The following is a 24479-nucleotide window of genomic DNA, read 5'->3' on the forward strand; positions in this document are numbered from 1 at the left end:
AATGAAGAATGGAGTTTTCTCACATATAAAGGGGGAGCTTAGAGGTGAAATAATAAAAAGGATGCATTACATGCATCCTTTTTATTCTGCAATTTTTTCTAAATTACCGTTTCGGTCCATTCGGAAAGATGTTTGAGAACGTTCTTCATCATCCATGACTGCCAATTTACGAGCTCGGTTCATAATGTTCATAAGTGTTTCGTAATCTTCTTGTACAGTATGAGATTGCTTTTCTAATTTTTCTAGTTTCTTTTCTAGTTCCTCATTCCTAAGAATTTGTGCTTTAATTTCTTGTTTCAATCTCGTATTCTCGTTTTCAAGAGCTGTCACTTTTATATTTGAAGATCCGACTGTTTGTAAAAAATAAATAACATCTTGCATTGTCATAGAGCTTCTTGCAGTAGGAGCAGTAGATTCTTGATATGGAATAGCTTCTTTATATTGTACGATTGATTCTTCTTGTACTAATTCTTCATAATCAGTTATCGAGTCTGAAGCTGGTGGTGTATAAAGTAAACGTTTTTTCGCTTGTTCACCGCTTGCAGCACGCATTTTATCTTTACGATGTTTTTTTGCTAGTTGAAGAGCTTGTTCATAGCTATAGCGAACGACAGCATTCCAGCGGAAACCACAAGCAGCAGATGTACGATTTAACTGATCCCCTACTTCCTCAAATGCATTTAATTGCGTACTTCCTTCTCTAACATGACGAAGTACCGTTTCAGCAAGTAATAAATCATCCTCATCTGTCCAAGCATCTTGTCTTACTTTCATAGATTCAACTCCCTTTCTTTTTATGAACTTCCTATTTTTATAATGGGCAAAAAAATAAACTTTTATACAAAGCTTTTAAAAATATGGTAGATTTCGATGAAAGGTAAAAATTTTCCCATGAATGGTGAGCGCTTCTGTAGGAGAGCATATAAATATGTATCATTATGTAGAGAATAGGCTTTGTAGGGAAACTTGCAACGAGCTTCAAAGAGCGGTAAAATACCATTTAGTGTTTATTTTTAAATGTACTTGAGAAAAGTTTAAAATAGAGGAAGTGTTATGTAATGGGAAACGAGTTTCGCGTGTGCGATGACTGTCAGGCAACGAACATTAAAACGTTAGTTCCGAAGTTAAAAAAAGTAGATTCATGTGCAACGATTGAAGTTGGATGTCAGTCTTACTGTGGTCCTGGTCGTAAAAAATCATTCGCATTTGTAAATAACCGTCCAGTTGCGGCTCCAACAGAAGATGAGTTAATCGTGAAAATTGAAGCAAAGTTAAATAAGTAAGAAAAAGAAGAGTGAAAAGATTACTCTTCTTTTTTTATGCCCATAAGAGGAATGATTTATTCTGCGAAAGTACTCTTGTGTGGACGAACATTTTCTAAAGGATGAACATAACTTTTGTATTAAAATACCAATTTGTATAAATTTATATTTCAAAATAATGGTTGACAGTCTTTTAAAGCGATAGGTAGAATAGAAGTGTCTGATTCTGAGAATCATTATCAGGGAAATAACAATTCACCTAATTTTTTTATTACTATTTGAGAATAAATTTCATTTCAATAAATATATGTTGTTGGTTAGGATGGTTGAGGGATGGAAGCGAGCGCAAGCAGTATAGAACAGCAAGAAGAGAATGTTAAAGAGATTAAGAGCAGACCGCTCATCGCTTCTATTATTTTAGTAGCGGGTACAATTTTGTTAGCTTTAAGCATGGCAGTTTCTATTTCTTTTGGGGCTGCAGATATTAGTTTAAAGACTGTATGGCAAGCTGTATTTCAGTTTGATGGATCTATTACACATCATAACGTAATTCAAGAGCTTCGCATGCCTAGAGCAATAGGGGGCGTAGTTGCAGGTGCCTTTTTAGCGGTATCAGGAGCAATTATGCAAGGTATGACGCGAAATCCACTTGCTTCACCATCGTTAATGGGGATTACAGATGGAGCTGTATTTGGAATTGCAATTATGTATGCATTTTTCCCTAATTCACCTTATTTAATGTTTGTTATCGCATCTTTTATTGGAGCTGCGTTTGGTGCAAGCATTGTATATGGAATTGGATCTTCTTCACCAGGTGGATTAACACCTGTGAAATTAGCTTTAGCAGGTGCAGCTATTAGTGCTTTATTAGGGGCAATTTCATCTGGAATCGCATTGTATTTCAATCTTGCCCAAGAGGTGAGCATGTGGAATGCAGGCGGAGTCGCTGGAGTGAAATGGCAAAGTATTAATATGTTAGTGCCAATTGGCCTTGTTTGTCTTTTTATCGCAATTATGATGTCGAGATATATTACAATTTTGAGCTTCGGTGAAGAAATTGCAATTGGACTTGGTCAAAATACGACATTGATTAAATTTATCGGAACAGTACTTGTTCTTGTTTTAACGGGTTCCGCAGTTTCCATGGCAGGATCAGTTGGATTTGTTGGTCTTGTAATTCCGCATATGACTCGTTTCCTCGTAGGCTCGGACTATAGATGGGTTATTCCATGTTCTGCGGTCTTAGGTGGGCTGTTAATTGAATGTGCAGATATGTTATCTCGCGTTATTAACCCGCCATTTGAAACGCCAATTGGAGCAATTACAGCGCTAATTGGGGTTCCATTCTTCCTCTACTTAGCACGTAATGAAGGGAGAGGAAAGATGTGAGGACGAGTGTCTTAACAAAAAAGAACATTTCTATATTAACGATTTTAGTAGGACTAATCGTTTCTATATTTCTTATTAGTTTAAATACAGGAACTTTTAAAATCCCGCCAATGGACGTATTAAAGTCATTGGTTGGACTAGGGGCTGAAGATCAGTCTGTTATTTTATTTGAATTCCGTATGCCGCGTATGGTAATTGCTATACTAGTCGGATCTGCTTTAGCTATGTCAGGCGCGATTTTGCAAGGTTTATCACGAAATCCGCTTGCTGATCCAGGTATTATAGGTATTAATGCTGGGGCGGGATTAACAGTTGTTATATTCGTCTACTTCTTCTTCGGAAAAGTAGGGACTGGTACATTTTTATCTGTATTCATTCTTCCATTCTTCGCACTAGTTGGAGCGATATTAGCAGCGGTAATTATTTATTTACTAGCATGGAAAGACGGCGTTTCATCGACTCGATTAATACTAGTCGGTATTGCCGTTGCAGCTGGATTTGGAGCTGTTAGTTTAATTTTCTCTATGAAGATGACATCTAACGATTTTCGTTTTGCTACGATTTGGCTGGCGGGAAGTCTATGGGGGACAGATTGGAAATTCGTATTAAGTGTACTTCCATGGATGGTTATTTTCTTACCGCTTGCTATAAGTAAAGCACACATATTAAATGTAATGAACCTAGGCGATTCTACAGCAGTTGGCCTTGGTGTAAACGTAGAAAAAGAAAGACGTAAATTATTATTTATTGCAGTTTGTTTAGCAGGTGCATCTGTTGCTGTTGCCGGCGGAATTGGCTTTATCGGTTTAATGGCCCCGCATTTAGCAAGGCGCCTTGTTGGTGGTAAACATCAAATTATGTTGCCCACAGCTGCGCTAATAGGAACGTTTTTACTTTTATTCGCAGACGTAATTTCAAGAAGTGTACTAACAACTTCAGAAATACCAGTCGGTCTTGTTATTTCTGTAATTGGTGCACCGTATTTCATTTATTTACTTATGAGGACAAAATAAAGGGAGGCTTTTCGTATGGCAACTTTAGCGGTGGATGCGGTATCTGTTGGCTATAATGAAGGTTTAATTATTGATGGGTTAACAGTTGAAATTCCGGAAGGGAAAATTACAACAATTATTGGACCAAATGGTTGTGGGAAGTCCACATTATTAAAAACGGCGTCTCGTATTTTGAAGGCAAAGCAAGGTACTGTTTATCTTGACGGAAAAGCAATTGAGAAACAGCCAACGAAAGAAATTGCAAAGAAAATGGCGATTTTACCACAAACTGCAGAAGTGCCAACGGGTCTTACTGTATTTGAGCTTGTGTCATATGGAAGATTCCCTCATCAAAAAGGGTTTGGCACGTTGAAAGAAGAGGATTATCGCTACATTAACTGGGCACTGGAAGTGACAGGAATGAAAGAATTTGCGAATCGTCCAGCAGAAGCGCTATCAGGCGGTCAACGTCAACGTGTTTGGATTGCAATGGCTCTTGCACAAGGAACAGAATTACTTGTATTGGATGAACCAACGACGTACTTAGATATGGCTCATCAATTAGAAGTATTAAACTTATTGAAAAAGTTAAATGAAGAAGAAGGTAGAACGATTGTTATGGTTATCCATGACTTAAATCACGCTTCTCGTTTCTCAGATCATATGATTGCATTAAAAGCAGGTAAGTTAATGAAACAAGGAACGCCAAATGAAGTTATGACAAGTGAAACACTTCGTAACGTATTTGAGATTGAAGCTCAAATCGTTCCATGTCCAGTAAACTGTAAGCCAATTTGTTTAACATATGATTTAGCGATGATTAGTAATCAATTGCGTAAAAAAGCATAAGTAGAACCCCCTCGTGAAGAGGGGGACTTCTAATGGACGTTGAGCTTCTTATATAAGAATGGGAAGTTGAACGCCCGTTAGAATGGGTTATTAACAACAATTAATAAATATATATTAATTAATTGTTATCTTTGTTTCTTATAGTTCGTTGTAACTTATAAGATAAATACAGCTAGAAGGAGTGGGAACATGAAGAATTTTAAAATGGCACTATTAGCAATGGTACTAGTTGTGACTTCTGTACTATTTGCAGCTTGTTCTAACAAAGAAGAAGAAAAGAAAGCAGATGCAAAGACTGAAGAGCGCACTGTAAAACATGCAAAAGGGGAAATTAAAATTCCTGCAAACCCAAAGAAAATTGCTGACCTTAGTGGTTCAACAGAAGAATTATTAATTTTCGGTATGAAACCGGTTATTACTGCTAATACATCTCAAGAAAAAATTGATGCACATATTGAAAAGAAACTAAAAGACGTTAAACCAGTTGGTTCTGCTTGGGGCGATAAAATTAACATCGAAGCAGTAGCTGCTGCAAAACCAGATTTAATTCTTGTAAATAATCGTCAAGAAAAGATTTATGATCAATTATCTAAAATTGCACCAACAGTTATGTTAAACACTCCATTAGATCAATGGCGTCCAAAATTTGAAGAAGTAGGTCAAATCTTCGGTAAAGAAAAAGAAACAAAAGAATGGTTCAAAAAGTATGATGAAAAAGCAAGCAAATTACATGACAAAATCGTCGCTAAAACTAGTGAAGCAACATTTATGAAAATGGCTGCATATCCAAATGCTTTCCGCGTATACGGTGACTACGGTTACGGTAGTGTAATCTTTAATGATTTAAAACTACCAGCAGTTAAAGGTACACCAACTGATAAACCGTTAGTACAAGTACAAAAAGAAGCTTTAATTGATTACAACCCAGATTACTTATTCGTATTTACAACTGGTGACGGTTCTCAGCGCTTAAAAGAATTCCAAGAAGAATCAATTTGGAAAAACATGAACGCTGTTAAAAACAACCACGTATTCACAATTAAAAATGAAGACTTAAACAAAGGTTACTTCCCACTTGGGAAAGATATGATCTTAGACGAAGTTGCTGAATTCGTTTTAGGTAAATAATGTATAAAGGAAATCACTTTTACTTCGGTAAAGGTGATTTTTTCTTTTTATAAAGGTAATTAATACAGTCTTTCATTTCTTTCTGTTTCTCATTTCGTTTATAATATAAAGTAAGAATGTAGTAAAGAAAGGGGGATGTCGGAAAGTGGTATATTTAAACGACAAACTCAGCGAAACAAAAGTGTTTAAAGACCCAGTACATAAATATGTGCACGTGCGTGATCGTGTTATTTGGGATTTAATCGGAACGAAAGAATTTCAACGCTTGCGCCGTATTAAGCAGCTTGGAACGACATTTTTTACATTTCACGGTGCAGAGCATAGTCGCTTTACTCATTCGTTAGGTGTATACGAAATTATTCGTCGTATGATTGATGATGTGTTTGATGGCAGACCAAATTGGAATGCTGAAGATAGATTGTTATGTTTATGTGCGGCATTACTTCATGATGTCGGCCACGGCCCATTTTCTCACTCGTTTGAAAAAGTATTTTCATTAGATCATGAGAAATTTACGCAAAAGATTATCGTTGGCAATACGGAGATTAATGATGTATTAAGTCGTGTTGATAAGGAGTTTCCACAAAAGGTAGCAGATGTAATTGCAAAAACGTCTACTAATAAATTAGCGATTAGTATGATTTCGAGCCAAATTGATGCGGATCGTATGGATTATTTATTAAGAGATGCTTATTTCACAGGCGTAAAGTACGGAAACTTCGATATGGAACGTATACTGCGTGTAATGCGTCCGTATGGGAATCAAGTAGTCATTAAAAATAGTGGTATGCATGCTGTTGAGCATTACATTATGAGTCGTTATCAAATGTATTGGCAAGTATATTTCCACCCGGTAACGCGAAGTGCAGAAGTTATTTTAACGAAGATTTTACACCGTGCTAAATCACTGCACGAGAAGTATTATACATTCAAAAATCATCCTGTTCATTTCTATTCTTTATTTGAAGAAGAAGTAACAGTAGAGGATTATTTAAAGTTAGACGAGAACGTTATGTATTACTACTTCCAAGTATGGCAGGAAGAAGAAGATCCAATTTTAAGCGATTTATGCCGTCGTTTTATGAATCGAAATCTATTTAAATATGTAGAATTTACAGATAAACACGGTTTAGATAATTGGATGGAATTAAGTAGTTTATTTAAAAAGATTGGACTTGATCCGGAGTATTATTTAGTAGTTGATTCAACATCAGACTTACCGTATGACTTTTATCGTGCAGGAGAAGAAGAAGAGCGTTTGCCAATCCTACTTCTTATGCCAAACGGAGAGCTTAGAGAGCTTTCACGTGAATCGGATATTGTTGAGGCGATTACAGGTAAGAAAAGAACGGACCAAAAGCTATTCTATCCACATGATTTAATCTATGAAGATGGAAGAAAAGGAAAATATAAAGAGAGAATTATTGAGTTGTTAGAAGGAAAGAAATAAGAAGCAGCTAGTGGCTGCTTCTTATGAAAAACTTGAAATTATTTGTCGCTTAAGCGTTTTCCGCCAACTGCATAATGATTCTTAGACATTTCTTCGATGAAAACAACGATGTTTTCTTCAGGAGCACCAGTTGTTTCGCTTACTGCTGCTGTTACTTTCTCAGCAAGAGCTTTCTTTTGTTCTTCTGTGCGTCCTTCTAGCATTTTCACTGTTACGTATGGCATGTACAATCGCTCCTTTTATGTAAGTTACACTCTTATTATAGCGGATTATGGGGAAGAACAATCGAAAAAACAAATAATTTCTTTTTTTGACATATGGAAGAGGAGATGAAGTATGGATCAGTTATTTAGATATCCATTGCACGAAATTCCGTTAGTAGCAATGGCAATTATTATTGCACTATCCGTTCACGAATTTGCACATGCATATGTTGCATATAAATTTGGGGACGATACAGCAAAGAGACAAGGGCGTTTAACGTTATCACCGATGGCCCATTTAGACCCTATCGGTTTGATTGCAGTATTAATTCTTGGATTCGGTTGGGCAAGACCAGTTCCTGTTAACCCATATAACTTTAAAAGACCGCGTCTGGCAGGTATATTAGTTTCAATTGCAGGGCCGATTAGTAACTTGATTTTAAGTGCAATTGGTTTAATTATTTGGTATAGCTTATTAAAATTTGGTGTATTATACTCAATTCCATCTGCAGTGGCAGATACGTTAGCTCAATTTTTCCAGATTTTTATTATGCTGAATATCGTTTTACTTGTATTTAACTTATTACCAATCCCGCCACTTGATGGATATCGAGTTGTGGAAGATTTAGCGCCAGCAAATATTCGCGCGAAAATGACACAGTATGAAAAATACGGGGCAATTGCGTTATTAATTCTTGTTATTACACCGCTTAGTAATTATACAATTCAACCTATTTTTCAGGTAGTTATTCCGCATGTATTTGTATTTTTAGATAGCATCATTGCGCCTATTTTTGGCCTTTTATAATTTTTAAGTGAGGAGGATTTTACATATGACAGAGAAAAAGAAAAAAATCGGTTTTAATATCGTGAAAAATGATTCAACAGATGGACATGGTGGATTTGGTGTTGGGGCATTAAGCTTAGAAAACATTTCACCTGTATTTGTTGATGTACTAGAGAAGACTGCATTCGTTGATATCGGTGCGATGCATGCGCGTAGTACAGTAGAAAAAGGTATTAAGTTTTTAACAAATAAAGATGAAGTTCCAAACGGAAAACCATTTTGGCTTGTTTGGGTAACAATTGAAAGAACTGCGACAGGTGCGTATTACGCAGGTGTAACAGCTTGTGAAATGACAGTTGACCGTGAAATTCGCCGTGGATATAAATCACTTCCAGAACACGTAAATAAAATGGATAAATCATTGAAGCGTCACATTATGGTTGACCATATGGATGAATCATCTAAAAAGGTACTTGGTACGTTCTTGAAAGAACATAATGAAGCGATTTGGAACGAATCTAGTGAAGAATTGCGCCGTGCATTATTAAGTGAATAAAAAATAGCTGACGGATGCCCGTCAGCTATTTTTTTTACCAAGGAAGATATTTTTTCCACCAACTTGTTTTTTTCTTTTCTTCAGTCGTTTTTTCAAATTCTTCTTTATCATCGACGTGATCCATACAATATTCAGTCGGTTCGGTACCTTTAGCGAAATACATTTTCACAGAAATAGGACAATTTTTTGTAGCAATTTTACCGTTCTCTGGATTGATATTAACCGCTACGACGTCACTTGGTTGTTTAAATTCTTTTTTAGGCTGTCCATCTAAGCCCTTCTCCATCGTATCAGTCCATATTTTCTTCGCATACCCCTGTTCTGCTACGTTTGAAATAGATTTAGGTTGATCATATCCGACCCATACACCAGTTACGATTTGCGGAGTAAATCCGATCATCCAACTATCAGTTTCAGTAGAACCAGATTTGCCGGCATATGTTCTTGATAGTTTGGATAACATCGATTGACCAGTTACAGCAGCATAGCTGCTTAGTTTCTTATTAAACATACCAGTCATCATTTCTTCCATTACAAACGCTTTACTCTGGTCGAGAACTTGTTTACTCTCTAAATGAGCATCGTATAATATATTTCCTTCATGATCCATAATGCGGCGAATGAAAGTAGGTTTTACTTCTTTTCCACCGTTTGCGAACATGCTATAAGCGTTAACCATTTCAATTGGTTTTACTGGTGATGTACCGAGAGCTAGAGAAGGCACATCTTTTAATGCACTTTTAATTCCAAATTGTTTCGCTGTTTTTGCTAGCGTGTCATCTCCTAAAAACAAATTCGTTTTCACAGCATAAATGTTATCAGAGACTGCGAGAGCTTGTGCCATCGTTACGAAATCATCTGCATAATAATCTTTATAGTTCTTCGGTTTATACTTTGAAACGCCGTCACCTAAGGTGAATACAGTATATTCGCTTTTTAAGCGCGTAGCAGGCGTGAATCCTCGTTCTAATGCCGCATAATATAGAAATGGCTTAAATGTAGAACCAGGCTGACGAACGGCTTGTGTAGCCCTGTTAAATTGACTCATATTATAATCAGTTCCACCAACAAGAGCAGCCACTTCACCTGTCGTTGGATTCATAGAGACGAGAGCAGTTTGTATGTTTGTTGTGTCAGGTATATGATCTTTTACAGCTTGTTCTGCTACAGCTTGTAGTTTAGGGTCTAGCGTTGTATAAATTCGTAAGCCACCTCGTTGTAAAGCTTGTTCGTCTAATCCAACATCACGAAGAAGCGAAGCTTGTACAGCATCTTGGAAATATGGTGCGACCTCTGCTACTTTTTTCGTATCTAATGAGGCAAAAGTTAGTGTTTCTTTCTTCGCTGAGGCTGCTTGTTGCTTCGTAATATATCCTTGCTTTACCATTTCATCTAATATGAGAGCTTGTCGTTCTTTAGCACGATCCTCTTTCAAAAAGGGAGAATAGACACTTGGCCCTTTCGGGATACCTGCCAGCATACTAGCTTCTGCTAATGTTAACTCTTTTGCCGTTTTATCGAAATATAGACGGGACGCAGCTTCGATGCCATAAGCGCCATGTCCGTAATAAATTGTATTTAAATATCCTTCTAAAATATGATTTTTATTATAGTTTACTTCAAGGCGGATAGTGTACATTGCCTCTAACAATTTTCGTTTCCACGTTTTATCATGATCTAAATACAGATTACGCGCGTATTGTTGTGTAATTGTACTAGCTCCTTGTACCTTTGCCATCGCTTTTAAATCAGCAACAATTGCACCTACAATCCGTTTCAAATCGAAGCCGTGATGTTTATAAAATCTTTGATCTTCAATAGAAAGGGTCGCTTCTTTTACATAAGGTGAAATTTCATTAAGAGAGACATTGTAACGTTTTTGAATTTCGTTACTTTGTCCAATAACAGTATCATCGTTTGCGTAAAAGACGCTTGTTTGCGGGACCGCAACAGGAGGAGGTCCCATAATTTTTGCAACTATAATAATAACAAAAAAAGAAAAAACGAAGAAAAGGACGCACGAAAACATTGCGGTGAAGAAAAGACGTTTATATTTTTTAAGTTTTGGATTCATAGTTTGATCCATCTTTTTTCAGCCCCTCATTAATACAAGCGTTATTGTATTAGTATTGAGGGTTTTCGTTTATTTTAAACAATGAAATTTCGAAAATAAAAAAGCCCTTTCCATTAAGAAAGGAGCTCAAAGGCACGTGCTGGCCAATCGGTAATGATGACATCTACACCATAATCAATCATAGTTTGTAAATCTTTGTATTCATTAATTGTATATGGACGGAAAACATATCCTTGCTCTTGTGCTAACTGCACAAATTCTTTCGTTAATAACTGGAAGTTTGGATGTAATCCACTTGCTTCTCTATGTTTTGCTTCGGAAATTGGATCAGCAAGTGGTGTATCATATAAAATTGCTCTTGGGATTTCAGGAGCAATTTCTGCTAATAATGAAACAGAGTCATGGTTAAATGATGAAAATACAATTTGATTAGAAAGATGATATTCACGCACAAGTGCAACAGCTTTTTCCTCAATATTTGGGTAATGAATAACATCTGTCTTTAATTCAATATTTAGTTGTAAGTTCGTTGTGGAAAGCCAAATGAAAATCTCACGCAACGTTGGGATTTTTGCTTCATGGAAAGAAGGGTCTTTATAGCTACCAGCGTCTAATGATTGTAGTTCCTCTACCGTTTTTTCAGAAACAAGTCCAACGCCATTTGTTGTACGATCGACGGTTTCATCGTGAATTACGACAAGTTCACCATCTTTTGATAAGTGGACATCGAGTTCAATTCCGTGAGCACCAATGCGTTCTGCTTCTTGGAAGGCAATCATCGTATTTTCGGGATGTGTTCCTTTTACTCCGCGGTGAGCGAAAATAAGTGGTTTACTCATGTGAAATTCTCCTTATTATCTCTTTTCTTTTATTATGAAACTGCTTTAGGGAAAATACAATTGAATATGACAAACATTTACAAAAGTCTAACAGTTGCAGAAAAGTTAACGTTAACGTAAAATGTAATAATCAAGTGAAGGGAGGAATAAACATGTATAAAATTGATGAAGTAACAAAGCAAGTCGGTTTAACAAAACGTACACTTCGTTATTATGAGGAAATTGGTTTAATTCATCCCCCAGAACGTAGTGAGGGAAATATCCGTCTGTATACGGATGAGGATATTGCCAGAATTAAAAGAATTGTAGAAGCGAAAGAAGTGCTAGGAATCACACTTCAAGAAATGCAGCATTTCTTATCACTAAAAGAAAGAATGGAGCAAAGAAGAAATAGCGAAAACCCTCGTGATCGTGAAGTGATTCAAGAAATTAAAGATATGCTTGAAAAACAAGTGCAAACGTTAGACGAAAAAATGGAGCAAATGCAACGTGTAAAGGCAGAACTAGAAGATAGTTTACATCGTGCAGTAACATTTTTAGAGAGCACAAAAGGAGAGTAATCAAAATGGAGAGCAAACAAAAACTAGGGAGATTGATTACAGTGGTGGCTACCTTCCTTGCCTTTTCGGGTATAGGAGTAGTCGACCCAATTTTGCCGATTATTGCAGAGAAAATTGGTGCATCGCATTGGCAAGTTGAAATGTTATTTACCGCTTATATTTTAACGATGGCAATTATGATGTTACCAGCTGGTATATTTGCATCGAGATTTGGTGATAAACGGATGATGACAATCGGTCTTGCGATTGTGACTGTATTTGCGTTTATATGTGGTATGTCGCAAACGATTGCTCAATTATCTCTTTTCCGCGCTGGATGGGGATTAGGGAATGCGATGTTCTTCGCGACGGCGATGACTTTATTGATTGCATTAAGTAAAGAAGTTCATGAAGCAGTAGGATTATACGAAGCAGCTATCGGTTTAGGTATGGCTGGCGGACCGTTATTAGGCGGGATATTAGGTGGTCATTCTTGGCGTTATCCGTTTTTCGCGACGAGTATTTTAATTTTCTTAGCATTTATTTTAGTATTCTTTTTTGTAAAAGAACCAGAGCGAAAAGTGAAGCGTAAGGCTGCTGGGGTAGGAGAATTAATTAACCTGGTGAAGTATAAACCATTTATGCAAGGTGCCATTTCAGGGATGCTATACTACTACGGATTTTTTGTCGTGTTAGCATATTCACCACTTATTATGCATTTATCAGCTATTCAATTAGGCTTTGTATTTTGTGGATGGGGACTCGCGTTAGCTTACGGTTCTGCAATTTTAGCACATAAGCTAGAAGGGAAATATGAACCAAAAACATTATTGAAGGGTAGTTTACTCGTATTTGCGATTTTCTTAATTGCACTATTCTTTGTGAAAATTATGTGGTTACAAATTACTCTTATCGTTTTATCAGGATTGGCATCTGGTTTAAACAATGCATTATACACAAGTTATGTAATGGATATTTCACCTTATGAAAGATCTGTTACGTCAGGTGTTTATAACTTCGTTCGTTGGTTAGGGGGCGCAATTGCTCCGATTTTATCAGGAATTATCGGTCATACTGTTTCACCACAAAGTCCGTTTTTAGTAGGTGGAATTGTTGTGTTAGTTGGTTGTATTATGATCCTAATTCCGATTCGTAAACCAGCAGAAATAGAGACAAAAGCCCTTTCTTAAGAAAGGGTTTTCTTTCCTTTTACGGTGCAAACCCTTTCCGCACATATGTTAGAACCCTCTGACTAAAATATATTTTCGGTATTTTTGTACTTTTAACTATACATTTTGGATGTTTTGTTTTATTTTTGTTAGGGGACATTAATGATGTCCCTATTATAAATTTGCATTGAAAGGCGTGATTGTACGATGGAACTATGGTTCACTGAAAAACAAACAAAACATTTTGGGATTACGGCGCGTATTAACCGCACATTACATACGGAGCAAACAGAATTCCAAAAACTTGATATGGTTGAAACGGAAGAGTTCGGAAACATGCTTATTTTAGATGGCATGGTTATGACAACAGAAAAGGACGAGTTCGTTTATCACGAAATGGTAGCGCACGTACCTTTATTTACACATCCAAACCCTGAAAACGTATTAGTTGTTGGTGGCGGTGATGGTGGTGTTATTCGTGAAGTGTTAAAACACCCAAGTGTAAAGAAAGCAACTCTTGTTGAAATCGATGGAAAAGTAATTGAGTACTCTAAACAATACTTACCATCAATTGCAGGCGCATTAGATAATGAGCGTGTAGAAGTAAAAGTAGGAGACGGTTTCCTACATATCGCAGAAAGCGAAAATGAATACGATGTAATTATGGTAGATTCTACTGAGCCAGTAGGACCAGCAGTAAACCTATTTACAAAAGGCTTCTACGCTGGAATTTCAAAAGCGTTAAAAGAAGATGGTATTTTCGTTGCACAAACGGACAACCCTTGGTTCACACCAGAGTTAATTACAACTGTGTTTAAAGACGTAAAAGAGATCTTCCCAATCACTCGTTTATACACAGCAAACATTCCAACTTACCCAAGTGGTCTTTGGACGTTCACAATTGGATCTAAAAAACATGATCCATTAGAAGTAAGTGAAGAGCGTTTCCACGAAATCGAAACGAAATACTACACAAAAGAATTACACAATGCAGCATTCGCATTACCGAAATTTGTTGGCGATTTAATTAAGTAAGAGAATTGTATCAAACAAATAAAGTGTAAGTAGCTCATTTAAGGTGTTTGTCCAGAAGACTTGAACATGCTAGCTACTTACACTTCTGTAAAGAAAATCGTCTTCTTGTTGTTAAAAAGAAGACCCGGTAAATCGAGAAAGAGGAGCAATTCGCTCCAAATTTGAGAAATAGTGAAAGGTTGGGATACCTTAAGTTCCACATAAGGAGGAAAAGAATATGCGTTTTGATGAAGCTTATTCAGGTAAAGTATTTATTAAAAGTCATCCAAGTTTTGAAGAGTCAAAGGTAGTTATTTATGGGATGCCTATGGATTGGACAGTAAGTTACCGTCCGGGATCTCGTTTTGGCCCTGCACGTATTCGTGAAGTATCAATCGGTCTTGAAGAATATAGCCCGTATTTAGATCGTGAACTAGAAGAGGTAAAATATTTTGATGCGGGTGATATCCCATTACCATTCGGAAACGCACAACGCAGCTTAGACATGATTGAAGAGTATGTATCAAAACTTTTAGATGCCGATAAGTTTCCACTAGGTCTCGGCGGTGAGCACCTAGTGTCTTGGCCAATTTTTAAGGCAATGGCAAAAAAATATCCGGATTTAGCAATCATCCACATGGATGCTCATACTGATTTACGTGAATCGTATGAAGGGGAGCCTTTATCCCACTCTACACCAATTCGTAAAGTGTGTGATTTAATTGGTCCGGAAAACGTATATTCTTTCGGAATTCGTTCTGGAATGAAGGAAGAATTTGAATGGGCGAAAGAAGTAGGTATGAACTTATACAAATTTGACGTATTAGAACCGTTAAAAGAAGTATTACCGAAACTTGCTGGCCGCCCAGTCTATGTCACAATCGACATTGATGTATTAGACCCAGCTCACGCTCCAGGAACAGGAACGTTAGAAGCTGGCGGTATCACATCTAAAGAATTATTAGATTCCATCGTAGCAATTGCAAATTCAAATATAAATGTAGTTGGAGCAGACTTAGTAGAAGTAGCTCCAGTCTACGACCATAGTGATCAAACACCAGTCGCAGCAAGCAAATTCGTGCGGGAAATGCTGCTCGGTTGGGTGAAATAAAAGTGAAGCCACCGATCATTCTAGCCGCTGCAGCTAGATAAAATAAAAGCCCTCTATATGATTAGAGGGCTTTTATTTTGTCGTTATGTGTCGGTAAGTCGATATATTAAAAAAATCGCTGATATAATTCGAGTTGCGCTGATCTATTAAAAAACCGCCGATATAATTTCATTTACTGTTACGCGACACAAAAAAGAGCTATTCCTAAACGATGGGAATAGCTCTTTTTCTTATGCAACCTTCTCTTCCGAAGTAACTCCGCGAATTTCATCAGCAGAGCGGATCGGATATTTACGGAACACAATAGATCCGATGTATCCGACAATAGTGGTAACGATCCCACATAATATAGCAGCAATTGTTACTTTTACAACGTCATTAAATCCGAATAAGACAAGAAGTCCTGGGATTGGTGATGCTGTTCCTGGTGCATTATTAACGAGCTGGAACAGAGAGGTAATAATACCGGCAAGTGCACCGCCAACGAAGTTTGTCGCGTAAATTGGAATCGGATTTGCTGAAACAACATCGGCTTGTGTTAAAGGCTCGATTGCTACAGCAATTGTATCTTTCTTTGAACAAATTTTTAATCGTTTAAAGAAAATAAAGTTCATTGGGGCTGAAGCTGCTACGGCCAGACTACCAATTGCCATTGGTAAACCTGTTAATCCAAGCATTGCAGTTAGTGCCATAGAACTCAGTGGAGAGGTAGAAATAACTGTTATTAATCCACCAAGCATAATCCCCATAATGATAGGACTTTCTGTAGTTGCAACTGAAATCATAGAACCGATTTTACCAAGTGTGGCGTTAACGAGCGGATCCATAAGCATTGCCATTCCGCGTGAGATTGGTGCAGCGATAAATAGGATTGCTAAAAATTCCACACCAGCTGGTAATTTCTTTTCGAGAAATTTCACGACGAAGGCACAAACGTATCCAGCGAAAAATCCTGGTAAAATACCGAATCCACTAGTAGCGATACCAATTAAAACAGCATATACGGGGGAAACACCGATTGCTAATGCGACTAAAATCGCTGCTGCGACGCCGCTCATACTACCGGAAGCTTCTCCTACTGATTGTAAAAAGTCATTATGAAACATTTCTCCACCTATATAACGGTGAAATGCTTCAATAAGAAAACTTGCAATTGCTGCATTAGCTAAAGCGCCCATCGCCTTCATTCCGTAAGGCGCACGGTAACTGAAAAGTGTAAATAGACAAAGTACAACAAGTAATAGTGCTAAACCTTGCAAGATAGCCATTTGAAAACTGTCTCCTTTGATTTTTGTAATAAAAATTCGTATCATTCAATAATAATATAAAAGTGTATGAAACGGAAAAATTTTTTCTTGGGAACTGGCTGTAAGAAAAAATCCCTTACAATAATGTAAGGAAAGTGTAAGACTTTTAGATAGAGTATAGTATGCTCTTTTCCGTATAATACAAGTATAGATATAATACTAGCGAGAAAGAAGTGCAAACAGGAGGTTCATGTATGAAATTGGTAATTAAAGTTTTAGCTGTATTCGCCATTATTCTAGGTGGAACAGCGTATTATTTGAACACAAAAACAGAAGGTGTACATGCTTTTGTAGACAACTTCTTTTCAAATAAAGAAATACAAGATTATTATGCGGTTATAGATAAAGGTGAGAAAAAAGACGGAGAATACTTGTATACTTTTAAAGGGTATACAGAAGATGGAAAGTTACAGGTTATTAAAAGAATGATGAACCGTGAATTGCATACGGGGGCGTTTATAAAAATTTATGCAAAAGGTATGCAAGGAAAAGGATGGGCTGAAATCCCGAAAGAATCCATTCCGCAAAAAGCGTTGGAAAAAATAGAAAAACCATAAAAGGAGCGACTCATTCGCTCCTTTTTTAGTACGTTAAAATAGTGATAGATGTCTTCTCTTTGTGAGAAATAATTTTTGCACGTCCACCAATTGGAAAAGTGAAAATCGGGGTTGTATGCCCGAAACTTGCGTTTGCAATGATAGGGATATGTGCAAGTTCAGGTTTTGAAGCAATCATTTCTTGAATGTCTTCTATCGTACATTTTGCACCTTTTTGCATCTTTCCTATAACGATTCCCTTTATGTATTCAAAACCTTGCTGCTGCATAAGGGAATGTAAATAACGATCAAAAGTTTTAAGAGTAGATGTTCCAGTTAAACTATCTTCTTCAATAAATAAAATTTTCTCCTTTAAATTTGGCATATATGGTGTACCTTGCAGTAAGTTAAATGTGCTCATATTGCCACCGATAATATCTCCCGTAGCTTCTCCTTCTTGAATTGAAACATATCCTTCATTTTTAATAAATTCTCGATTTTCCTGATCTATATACCAAGAATCATCACTCCATGTTTCAGATGGAAGGACTTCAATAGGCTCATTAGAAGTTAAGCACTTTAAAAAGTAATCGGTTGTATACCCGAGCCCTTTCTCCATTCCAAACGAAGAGAAATGGGGTCCTGAATATGTAACAAGCCCTGTTTTTGCGTAAATTGCATTATTTAAGGCAGTAATATCAGAATAACCACAGAAAAATTTCGGGTTTTCACGAATTAAATCATAATCGAGATGTTTCAATAAACCATTTGAGTTGTATCCGCCAAGTGTAGTCAAAATAGCTTTTACATTAGAGTCTCGAAATGCTTCATGGAGGTCTTGAATGCGGGAAGAAATAGAGGAGGAAGCAAATCGATCTATCTCATCAGCATATTTTGAGAATGTAACTTGAAAGCCCATGTCAGTTAATCTTTTTATAGCAATTTTTCTATTTTCATTTGAAACAATACTTAAACTACACGATGGTGAAATCACTCGTATTTCAGCACCCTTTTTTAACTTTGTTGGTATCACTACATTCACCTCTTTAATTGAAAGAATATTTAGATTTGAAAAATATTTTATCATATGAAATAAAGTAGAAGTGAATTATTTTTTGAAATGGAGTTTTCCTGATTTTTCAGCAGACAGACAGAGTCTTTTTTTGATATGATAGGAAAAGTGATTTATTATAAGTAGTATTTAATATCTATAATATTTGAAAGGTGTGCAAGACGTGGAGAAACAACTTGCAGGCTTGCCGGTACACGTTCATTTCGTAACAGAAATCCGTGAAGGGGCGAGGAAGGAAACCGTTGCTTTTGAAGCAAATGGTCAATACTATGTAAAAGGTCAAGGTACATATGTAACATTCCAGGAGCCGAACGAACAAGGCGAAGTGAAAACAATTATTAAAATTCAAGATGAACAAGTTCTCATTATGCGTTCAGGTGCTGTTTCTATGCGTCAGACGCATGTGAAAGGTGAATGGACAACTGGTACGTATACGAGTGAACTTGGTACGTTTGCATTGCAAACAAAGACTGATAACGTTCTTTTTAAATGGTCGGATGAAAAGAAAAAAGGACAACTCTTCTTAACGTACGCATTGCTTCTAAGTGAACAAGAAGCTGGCAGATATACTATTACAATTAATTTGAAGGAGGCAAAATAATGAATTCCTTAGAACAGGTAAAAGGATTGATTAAAGAAGAAATTCAGGCTGCTGTATTAAAGGCAGAATTAGCGACAGAAGAACAGATTCCAAACGTTGTATTAGAATCTCCAAAAGATAAAACAAATGGTGACTTCTCTACAAATATGGCAATGCAACTTGCACGCGTTGCGAAAAAAGCACCTCGTATGATTGCAGAAGAACTAGTTGCAAACTTCGATAAAGCAAAAGCTTCTATTGAAAAAATCGAAATCGCTGGTCCTGGTTTTATTAACTTCTATATGGATAATAGCTACTTAACAGATTTAATTCCAACAATCGTAAACGCTGGTGAAGCTTACGGTGAAACGAATACTGGTAAAGGTGAAAAAGTACAAGTTGAGTTCGTATCTGCGAATCCAACAGGTGACCTTCACTTAGGACATGCACGTGGTGCGGCAGTAGGTGACACTTTATGTAACCTATTAGCAAAAGCAGGATACGATGTATCTCGTGAGTACTACATCAATGACGCTGGTAACCAAATTCATAACTTAGCTCTTTCTGTTGAAGCTCGTTACATGCAAGCTTTAGGCTTAGAGAAAGAAATGCCAGAAGACGGATACCATGGTGCGGATATCATTGGAATTGGTAAACGTTTAGCAGAAGAGTTTGGCGATCGTTATGCGAAAGCTGATGAAAAAGAAAGCTATGAATTCTACCGTGAGTACGGTTTAAAATATGAGTTAGCAAAACTTCAAAAAGACTTAGAAAGCTTCCGCGTTAAATTTGATGTATGGTTCTCAGAAACATCATTATACAAAAACGGAAAAATCGATCAAGCTCTTGCGGTATTAAAAGAGCGTGACGAGATCTTTGAAGAAGACGGTGCAACTTGGTTCCGTTCAATGACTTACGGTGACGATAAAAACCGTGTATTAATTAAAAATGACGGTTCTTACACATACTTAACGCCAGATATCGCGTATCATCGTGATAAATTAGAGCGTGGTTTCGATAAGTTAATTAACATTTGGGGTGCTGACCATCACGGTTATATTCCACGTATGAAAGCTGCTATTCAAGCACTTGGTTACGATAAAGACACGCTTGAAGTAGAAATCATCCAAATGGTACAACTATACCAAAATGGTGAAAAAATGAAGATGAGTAAGCGTACGGGTAAAGCAGTTACACTTCGTGAGCTTATGGAAGAAGTAGGCGTGGACGCAATGCGTTACTTCTTCGCAATGCGTAGCGGTGACTCTCATTTAGACTTCGATATGGACTTAGCTGTATCAAAATCTAATGAAAACCCAGTATACTATGCACAATACGCTCACGCTCGCGTATGCAGCATCCTTCGCCAAGGTGAAGAATTAGGATTAGCTACAGGCGGAGATGTGAACTACAAACTTGTTACTTCTGAAAAAGAAGTAGAGTTACTGAAAAAACTTGGTGAATTCCCAGCGGTAGTTGCGGATGCAGCACAAAAACGTCTACCACACCGTATTACAAACTATGCATTTGAATTAGCAGCAACATTACACAGCTTCTACAATGCAGAAAAAGTATTAAACCAAGATAATTTAGAATTAAGTAAAGCTCGTTACGAGTTAATGAAAGCAGTACGCACTACACTTCAAAATGCATTAGCAATCGTAGGAGTATCTGCACCAGAAAAAATGTAATTAAGAAAAGCGGAAGCGGCTCGTTTAGAATAGGAGGGGGATGGAGCTCCTGACAGAGAGGTGTACTTTGCCTCGGAGGAAGACGCGAAGCCACCGAGTATTCTAGCCTCTGGAGCTAGACAATAAAGGAAAGCGGAGCCGACTGTTTAGTCCCGAAGGCTAAGGTTCTTTCCCACAGAAGATGCATTTTATCTTCTAGTGGGGAAGGTTCTTAGACAGAAGGGACTAGGAGGCAGAGCTGGACATAAAGAAAAGCGGAAGCGGACTTTCGTTTTTAAATAAAAGGCAATCACACGATGTTGTGATTGCCTTTTTATGTAGAGATAATAAAAAAATAAAATTTTATCAAACAAAAAGGGAATTTGCGTCGTCTTATATAAATGACAGGAGGCTTATAATGGAAGAAAAGGTAGAAGAATTAATTGATATATATAAGAAGCAAATATATTCCTTATGCTATAAGTTAGCAAAGACGAAAGAAGACGCGGAAGATATTTTTCAAGAGACATGGATAAAAGTTTTTTCATCGCGGCACCAACTTTCTTACGTGGAGAATTATAAAAAATGGATTACTACAATTTGTGTTCGTACGTTTTATGATTTTTATCGTAAGAAAAAAAGGTGGAAAGATCGAATATTGGATTTGTTTCATAAAGAGGATGGTGGAGAAATAGATTTCGCAGATGATGTGAATATATCAGAAGAATTTATTCAAAAAGTGGAAGCGGAAATGATACTGGAAGTTATACAGCTATTGAATGAAAAATATAAAACCGTGCTCGTACTCTACTATTATGAACAATACTCTTATAAAGAAATGAGCGAAATATTAAATATACCGATTGGTACGGTAAAGTATCGGCTTAATTATGGGAAAAAGAAAATGCGAGAACATTTGGAGGGGTTCGTTCATGAAGGAAGATAAATTTGAACAGAAAATAAAGAGCAGTTTAGCAGAAGAGATAACTCCAAGCGAAGAGCTAATAAATAACACGAAGCAGGGCGTGCGAAAGGCTCAGAAGTTAGAGAGGAAATGGATGATTTGTATTCACACCATTTGGATTGTTTTGTTAACAATTGTTATAGAACAATTTGTCACTCATTTGGATTATAAAATTCCTATGTTAATAGCCATTGTGATTATGATGCATGTATACATTCCGATATATGTTGTAATACAGTCATTTTTAAAGAAGGAGTATAAATTACATGAAAGAGTTCGCTAATCCGTTTGTACTATTTGAAGTAGCTGGAGTGACGATGTTTTTAGCTTTTATAGCACTTTTAATATGTGTTGCATCATGGGTATATACAGATGCTAAAGCACATCAAATGAGTAAAGGCTGGAGTGTCTTAGCGGTTATATTTCCATTTTTTATCGGTTTTTTGTTATATATGGTAAGAAGAAGTAAAAAGAAAGTTGAAGGAGAATATAAGATGAACTTTGTTAAAAAACAGAAAGTAACATTAGTTGCGATATTGGCAAGTACAATGTTTGTATTATTTAGTGGTTTTGCTTTTGCACAAACGTTAGATGACGTGTGGAAAGCAGGAGATATATATTTAGAAAATGAGAAGCAAGGGGAGACAAGTTACGAGGCGAAATTCTCATCATGGGATATTGCCGGTAAAGATATTGAACTTCAGTATGAGAAGGACACAGAAGTGACATTTTTTTATGAGACAGATGCAAAACGAGGGAACTTATGTTTTAGCGTGTATGAAAGACGAGGAGAAGGTATAAAAGAGTTAAAGGAAATCTGTGAATCGAAAAAAGGTAGTTTTACAGTTACTTTAAAAGCAAATGAAGAGTATGTATTGAATATAAGCGGATTAAAAGTGAAAGATGGATTCGTAAAAGTGAATTGGCAAGAGAAATAAAAGGGGCCCTATAAAGGACCTCTTTTTTATTGAATAGTATAAGTAACAGAAAAACTAACAGGACTATAGTAAACGTAAGGTGCATGAAATTGAACATACATATTTCCATCTGTTTTTGCAGTGAAAATTCGGCCGTAACCATCAGAATAACGTCCAATTAGGTTATGATTTGAGTCATAAACACTGTAACTAGGAGTTTTGCTGTTAGGATGAATTGTTAGTTCTTGTCCTTTTTGAAGGAAAATAGGTTCTTGTTCAGAACTACCTCCAGTTTGCAAAGAATAAAATTTTGTAAAGCTTTGTTCTTGAGCGGCAGCAGCGACTTTTGTTTCAGGAATAAACGCAGTAGCTCCAGTAATTCCTGCTAAAGTTAATGCACCTGCTAAAATCATTTTTTTCATAATAGAAAAAGCCTCCTTATTAGTTGTAATCGGTGTTGTTACAGTTAATATTGTATACGATAATGGGTAGGATAAAATATGCTTTTATGCATATATATTTTTTCTCAATAAAAGACCACTGATAAAATCAGTGGTCTTTTAAATGATTAAGCAGCTTTCTGTTCAGTTTGAGGAACAGGTTTTTGAAGCGAGTTATAAACTCCTGTTCCGATAACGTCTAATGCCATTCTCATTCGTTCAGGTGAAATGTTTTCTAATACGTTATCTTGAGGTGTATGGTATACCTTCTCAATATGATAGATTAATGGATTCCAACTATCGACACCCATCCAAATGAATAGAGCAGCAGGAATACCAGCTTCAGCAAATGGAACATGATCACTAGAACCGAATTTACCTTGTAGGACGAGGTCATTATTTAGTTGTTTACCTGCTTGCAAGGCAGCGTCTGTTACAAAGTTTGTAGAGCCATCAGGTGTCATAGCGTATAAATTCTTTGCTTTATCATAATTTGTTGCAACCATGTCGGCGTTAAAGACACCTAAAATACGGTCGCGTTCTTTTTGGGATAGACTATTCACGTAATAATCCGAACCAAGTAATCCAGTTTCTTCAGAACCAAAGGTAATAAAGCGAATTTCTTTATCAGTTTCTACATTTTGAAAAGCACGAGCTAGTTCTAATACTAATCCAGTTCCAGAAGCATTATCATTTGCGCCAGGTGCTCCGACAACACTATCATAGTGCGAGCTTACAACGACTGCTTTCTCATTACCTGTACTCTTTTTTGGTTTCTTTTTGGCGATAACATTTAGAGATGTTAATTTAGATTCATGTCTCGCTTTTAGGGAAAGAATTGTTGTCCCTTTTTTAGCGATTTCTTCTTTAAATGCATTTCCTTGCGCATAAGCAAGACCAAAGACAGGGATAGATTGCTTTTTCGTTAGGCGGGGATTGAAGGTTTGTCCATAATTTCCGCGTCCGCCAATTAAACTGTATAAAAGAACACCTTTTGCACCTTTGCTAACAGCATTTTCAACTTGTTTATTATAGTCTGTAACTGTCGTTCCTCTTTCAAATAAAACAATTTTACCGTTTACTTCATTTGGAATATCTTCTAATTTTGTCCCACCTTGAACAAAGATAAGGGGAGCTGTAACAGCTTCTGTAGAAATGAGTGCATTAGGAGCAGCACCAGCTTGCCAATTACGTTTTGTTGATAGTGGTGATTCAATGAATCCAACGTATTGATCGGGCACCTGAAATGGTTGATATTCTACGTCATAGCCCATTGATTTAAGCTGCATACCAATGTAACGAGAAGCCCATTCTTCGGATTTTGTTCCACCGGGGCGAGGACCAATTGTTTCAGATAAGAAACGAACATGTTCAATCGCGCGGTTTGGATCAATCTGTTTTGTAATAGATGGAGTTTGTGTAACCTCTGACGTGGAATCCGCTTTTGCTTGCCCAATTGGAGCTAAGCTAACAGCGAGTGATACAGCAAGCAAAGAGCTTACTATTTTTTGTTTCAATGATTTTCTCATTTTTTCCTCTCCTATTCTTCTATTCTCTGTGACTGACAAAAGAAGACGGATAATGACTTTATTTTACCTTCGAGTCTTTTGTTTTTCAATATTCTGACATTG

General features: G+C 36.8%; 26 protein-coding genes. 18 read left to right on the forward strand and 8 right to left on the reverse strand.

The features are described from left to right. Positions 1-81: 81 nt before the first annotated feature. Positions 82-774: an RsfA family transcriptional regulator gene (locus ACS2QP_RS18600; RefSeq protein WP_049106879.1), complete on the reverse strand. Its 693-nt coding sequence runs from the start codon at positions 772-774 to the stop codon at positions 82-84. Positions 775-1058: 284 nt separating this feature from the next. On the opposite strand from ACS2QP_RS18600, the gene ACS2QP_RS18605 reads away from it, so the two are divergent. The 6 genes from ACS2QP_RS18605 (at position 1059) to ACS2QP_RS18630 (ending at position 7070) form a co-directional block, all read left to right on the forward strand. Next, positions 1059-1283, forward strand: coding sequence for a DUF1450 domain-containing protein (locus tag ACS2QP_RS18605; RefSeq protein ID WP_000526071.1), 225 nt, complete (start codon positions 1059-1061; stop codon positions 1281-1283). Between the two features lie 312 nt (positions 1284-1595). After that, on the forward strand, positions 1596-2651 hold the full coding sequence (locus ACS2QP_RS18610) for a FecCD family ABC transporter permease (RefSeq protein WP_000388294.1): 1056 nt from the start codon (positions 1596-1598) through the stop codon (positions 2649-2651). Continuing rightward, positions 2648-3664, forward strand: coding sequence for a FecCD family ABC transporter permease (locus ACS2QP_RS18615; protein WP_001260757.1), 1017 nt, complete (start codon positions 2648-2650; stop codon positions 3662-3664). Before ACS2QP_RS18610 ends, ACS2QP_RS18615 begins: the two co-directional genes overlap by 4 nt. Before the next feature lie 15 nt (positions 3665-3679). Then, entirely contained in the window at positions 3680-4492 is an 813-nt protein-coding gene (locus tag ACS2QP_RS18620; protein WP_438882724.1) for an ABC transporter ATP-binding protein, read from the forward strand. 189 nt (positions 4493-4681) lie between these two features. Beyond that, positions 4682-5620, forward strand: coding sequence for an ABC transporter substrate-binding protein (locus ACS2QP_RS18625; protein WP_438882725.1), 939 nt, complete (start codon positions 4682-4684; stop codon positions 5618-5620). A 145-nt stretch (positions 5621-5765) separates the two neighbouring features. After that, positions 5766-7070 carry an HD domain-containing protein gene (locus ACS2QP_RS18630; protein WP_000262742.1) on the forward strand — a complete coding sequence of 435 codons (1305 nt, stop codon included), beginning with the start codon at positions 5766-5768 and terminating at the stop codon, positions 7068-7070. A 38-nt stretch (positions 7071-7108) separates the two neighbouring features. Here ACS2QP_RS18630 and ACS2QP_RS18635 read toward each other — a convergent pair whose 3' ends face one another. Further along, a complete protein-coding gene (locus ACS2QP_RS18635; protein WP_001147171.1) occupies positions 7109-7294 on the reverse strand; it encodes a 2-hydroxymuconate tautomerase in 186 nt (61 codons plus the stop codon). A gap of 112 nt (positions 7295-7406) precedes the next feature. Here ACS2QP_RS18635 and ACS2QP_RS18640 point away from each other — a divergent pair, with 112 nt between their 5' ends. Together ACS2QP_RS18640 and ACS2QP_RS18645 are read left to right on the forward strand one after the other, a co-directional pair. Next, entirely contained in the window at positions 7407-8081 is a 675-nt protein-coding gene (locus ACS2QP_RS18640; protein ID WP_000372445.1) for a site-2 protease family protein, read from the forward strand. A 25-nt stretch (positions 8082-8106) separates the two neighbouring features. Further along, complete coding sequence (locus tag ACS2QP_RS18645) at positions 8107-8616, forward strand: YwhD family protein (RefSeq protein ID WP_000136678.1); 510 nt, start codon at positions 8107-8109, stop codon at positions 8614-8616. A gap of 34 nt (positions 8617-8650) precedes the next feature. On the opposite strand, the gene ACS2QP_RS18650 is transcribed toward ACS2QP_RS18645, so the two are convergent. Continuing rightward, positions 8651-10702, reverse strand: a complete 2052-nt coding sequence (locus ACS2QP_RS18650) for a transglycosylase domain-containing protein (RefSeq protein WP_438882726.1) — start codon at positions 10700-10702, stop codon at positions 8651-8653. Positions 10703-10803: 101 nt separating this feature from the next. After that, entirely contained in the window at positions 10804-11529 is a 726-nt protein-coding gene (locus ACS2QP_RS18655; protein ID WP_377886481.1) for a glycerophosphodiester phosphodiesterase, read from the reverse strand. 152 nt (positions 11530-11681) lie between these two features. Here ACS2QP_RS18655 and ACS2QP_RS18660 point away from each other — a divergent pair, with 152 nt between their 5' ends. From ACS2QP_RS18660 to speB, 4 genes are all read left to right on the forward strand, one after another. Beyond that, the gene (locus ACS2QP_RS18660) at positions 11682-12089 is read left to right on the forward strand and encodes a MerR family transcriptional regulator (protein WP_000276560.1); all 408 of its coding nucleotides are present in this window, start codon (positions 11682-11684) and stop codon (positions 12087-12089) included. A gap of 5 nt (positions 12090-12094) precedes the next feature. Next, on the forward strand, positions 12095-13258 hold the full coding sequence (locus ACS2QP_RS18665) for an MFS transporter (protein ID WP_438882727.1): 1164 nt from the start codon (positions 12095-12097) through the stop codon (positions 13256-13258). A gap of 186 nt (positions 13259-13444) precedes the next feature. Further along, entirely contained in the window at positions 13445-14272 is an 828-nt protein-coding gene (gene speE, locus ACS2QP_RS18670; RefSeq protein ID WP_000424696.1) for a polyamine aminopropyltransferase, read from the forward strand. Between the two features lie 217 nt (positions 14273-14489). Then, positions 14490-15362, forward strand: a complete 873-nt coding sequence (gene speB / locus ACS2QP_RS18675; protein WP_001209831.1) for an agmatinase — start codon at positions 14490-14492, stop codon at positions 15360-15362. Between the two features lie 230 nt (positions 15363-15592). Here speB and ACS2QP_RS18680 read toward each other — a convergent pair whose 3' ends face one another. After that, positions 15593-16630 carry a PTS sugar transporter subunit IIC gene (locus ACS2QP_RS18680; RefSeq protein WP_000996319.1) on the reverse strand — a complete coding sequence of 346 codons (1038 nt, stop codon included), beginning with the start codon at positions 16628-16630 and terminating at the stop codon, positions 15593-15595. 233 nt (positions 16631-16863) lie between these two features. Between ACS2QP_RS18680 and ACS2QP_RS18685 the strand changes: the two genes are divergently transcribed. Further along, positions 16864-17226, forward strand: a complete 363-nt coding sequence (locus tag ACS2QP_RS18685) for a YxeA family protein (protein WP_000779921.1) — start codon at positions 16864-16866, stop codon at positions 17224-17226. 25 nt (positions 17227-17251) lie between these two features. Here the strand turns inward: ACS2QP_RS18685 and ACS2QP_RS18690 are convergent, their stop codons facing one another. Further along, complete coding sequence (locus ACS2QP_RS18690) at positions 17252-18238, reverse strand: S66 family peptidase (RefSeq protein ID WP_438882728.1); 987 nt, start codon at positions 18236-18238, stop codon at positions 17252-17254. 202 nt (positions 18239-18440) lie between these two features. Here ACS2QP_RS18690 and ACS2QP_RS18695 point away from each other — a divergent pair, with 202 nt between their 5' ends. The 5 genes from ACS2QP_RS18695 (at position 18441) to ACS2QP_RS18715 (ending at position 22429) form a co-directional block, all read left to right on the forward strand. Continuing rightward, on the forward strand, positions 18441-18878 hold the full coding sequence (locus ACS2QP_RS18695; protein ID WP_000414867.1) for a DUF1934 domain-containing protein: 438 nt from the start codon (positions 18441-18443) through the stop codon (positions 18876-18878). Further along, on the forward strand, positions 18878-20548 hold the full coding sequence (gene argS, locus ACS2QP_RS18700; RefSeq protein ID WP_001086454.1) for an arginine--tRNA ligase: 1671 nt from the start codon (positions 18878-18880) through the stop codon (positions 20546-20548). The genes ACS2QP_RS18695 and argS overlap by 1 nt, the downstream gene beginning before the upstream one ends. Positions 20549-20945: 397 nt before the next feature. Next, complete coding sequence (locus ACS2QP_RS18705) at positions 20946-21473, forward strand: RNA polymerase sigma factor (protein ID WP_153581994.1); 528 nt, start codon at positions 20946-20948, stop codon at positions 21471-21473. Beyond that, positions 21460-21774, forward strand: a complete 315-nt coding sequence (locus ACS2QP_RS18710; protein WP_000656685.1) for a hypothetical protein — start codon at positions 21460-21462, stop codon at positions 21772-21774. Before ACS2QP_RS18705 ends, ACS2QP_RS18710 begins: the two co-directional genes overlap by 14 nt. Beyond that, positions 21758-22429 (forward strand): anti-sigma factor, encoded by a 672-nt coding sequence (locus ACS2QP_RS18715; protein ID WP_438882729.1) that lies wholly within the window; start codon positions 21758-21760, stop codon positions 22427-22429. Before ACS2QP_RS18710 ends, ACS2QP_RS18715 begins: the two co-directional genes overlap by 17 nt. A gap of 26 nt (positions 22430-22455) precedes the next feature. Here the strand turns inward: ACS2QP_RS18715 and ACS2QP_RS18720 are convergent, their stop codons facing one another. Next, on the reverse strand, positions 22456-22830 hold the full coding sequence (locus ACS2QP_RS18720) for a hypothetical protein (RefSeq protein WP_000738221.1): 375 nt from the start codon (positions 22828-22830) through the stop codon (positions 22456-22458). Positions 22831-22976: 146 nt separating this feature from the next. Next, positions 22977-24377 carry a M28 family metallopeptidase gene (locus ACS2QP_RS18725; RefSeq protein WP_001232218.1) on the reverse strand — a complete coding sequence of 467 codons (1401 nt, stop codon included), beginning with the start codon at positions 24375-24377 and terminating at the stop codon, positions 22977-22979. Positions 24378-24479 lie beyond the last annotated feature (102 nt).

The organism is Bacillus cereus group sp. Bce019, from assembly GCF_051781745.1.
GTDB lineage: Bacteria > Bacillota > Bacilli > Bacillales > Bacillaceae_G > Bacillus_A > Bacillus_A cereus.

What these genes read in the sequence shown, in the direction of transcription:
- speE (WP_000424696.1), top strand. Translation starts at nt 13,445, where the DNA reads ATGGAACTATGGTTCACTGAAAAACAAACAAAACATTTTGGGATTACG.
- ACS2QP_RS18680 (WP_000996319.1), bottom strand. Translation starts at nt 16,630, where the DNA reads ATGGCTATCTTGCAAGGTTTAGCACTATTACTTGTTGTACTTTGTCTA.
- ACS2QP_RS18620 (WP_438882724.1), top strand. Translation starts at nt 3,680, where the DNA reads ATGGCAACTTTAGCGGTGGATGCGGTATCTGTTGGCTATAATGAAGGT.
- ACS2QP_RS18725 (WP_001232218.1), bottom strand. Translation starts at nt 24,377, where the DNA reads ATGAGAAAATCATTGAAACAAAAAATAGTAAGCTCTTTGCTTGCTGTA.
- ACS2QP_RS18610 (WP_000388294.1), top strand. Translation starts at nt 1,596, where the DNA reads ATGGAAGCGAGCGCAAGCAGTATAGAACAGCAAGAAGAGAATGTTAAA.
- ACS2QP_RS18640 (WP_000372445.1), top strand. Translation starts at nt 7,407, where the DNA reads ATGGATCAGTTATTTAGATATCCATTGCACGAAATTCCGTTAGTAGCA.
- ACS2QP_RS18710 (WP_000656685.1), top strand. Translation starts at nt 21,460, where the DNA reads ATGAAGGAAGATAAATTTGAACAGAAAATAAAGAGCAGTTTAGCAGAA.
- ACS2QP_RS18655 (WP_377886481.1), bottom strand. Translation starts at nt 11,529, where the DNA reads ATGAGTAAACCACTTATTTTCGCTCACCGCGGAGTAAAAGGAACACAT.
- ACS2QP_RS18665 (WP_438882727.1), top strand. Translation starts at nt 12,095, where the DNA reads ATGGAGAGCAAACAAAAACTAGGGAGATTGATTACAGTGGTGGCTACC.
- ACS2QP_RS18715 (WP_438882729.1), top strand. Translation starts at nt 21,758, where the DNA reads ATGAAAGAGTTCGCTAATCCGTTTGTACTATTTGAAGTAGCTGGAGTG.
- ACS2QP_RS18685 (WP_000779921.1), top strand. Translation starts at nt 16,864, where the DNA reads ATGAAATTGGTAATTAAAGTTTTAGCTGTATTCGCCATTATTCTAGGT.
- ACS2QP_RS18600 (WP_049106879.1), bottom strand. Translation starts at nt 774, where the DNA reads ATGAAAGTAAGACAAGATGCTTGGACAGATGAGGATGATTTATTACTT.
- ACS2QP_RS18645 (WP_000136678.1), top strand. Translation starts at nt 8,107, where the DNA reads ATGACAGAGAAAAAGAAAAAAATCGGTTTTAATATCGTGAAAAATGAT.
- ACS2QP_RS18635 (WP_001147171.1), bottom strand. Translation starts at nt 7,294, where the DNA reads ATGCCATACGTAACAGTGAAAATGCTAGAAGGACGCACAGAAGAACAA.
- ACS2QP_RS18660 (WP_000276560.1), top strand. Translation starts at nt 11,682, where the DNA reads ATGTATAAAATTGATGAAGTAACAAAGCAAGTCGGTTTAACAAAACGT.
- speB (WP_001209831.1), top strand. Translation starts at nt 14,490, where the DNA reads ATGCGTTTTGATGAAGCTTATTCAGGTAAAGTATTTATTAAAAGTCAT.
- argS (WP_001086454.1), top strand. Translation starts at nt 18,878, where the DNA reads ATGAATTCCTTAGAACAGGTAAAAGGATTGATTAAAGAAGAAATTCAG.
- ACS2QP_RS18650 (WP_438882726.1), bottom strand. Translation starts at nt 10,702, where the DNA reads ATGGATCAAACTATGAATCCAAAACTTAAAAAATATAAACGTCTTTTC.
- ACS2QP_RS18705 (WP_153581994.1), top strand. Translation starts at nt 20,946, where the DNA reads ATGGAAGAAAAGGTAGAAGAATTAATTGATATATATAAGAAGCAAATA.
- ACS2QP_RS18605 (WP_000526071.1), top strand. Translation starts at nt 1,059, where the DNA reads ATGGGAAACGAGTTTCGCGTGTGCGATGACTGTCAGGCAACGAACATT.
- ACS2QP_RS18720 (WP_000738221.1), bottom strand. Translation starts at nt 22,830, where the DNA reads ATGAAAAAAATGATTTTAGCAGGTGCATTAACTTTAGCAGGAATTACT.
- ACS2QP_RS18625 (WP_438882725.1), top strand. Translation starts at nt 4,682, where the DNA reads ATGAAGAATTTTAAAATGGCACTATTAGCAATGGTACTAGTTGTGACT.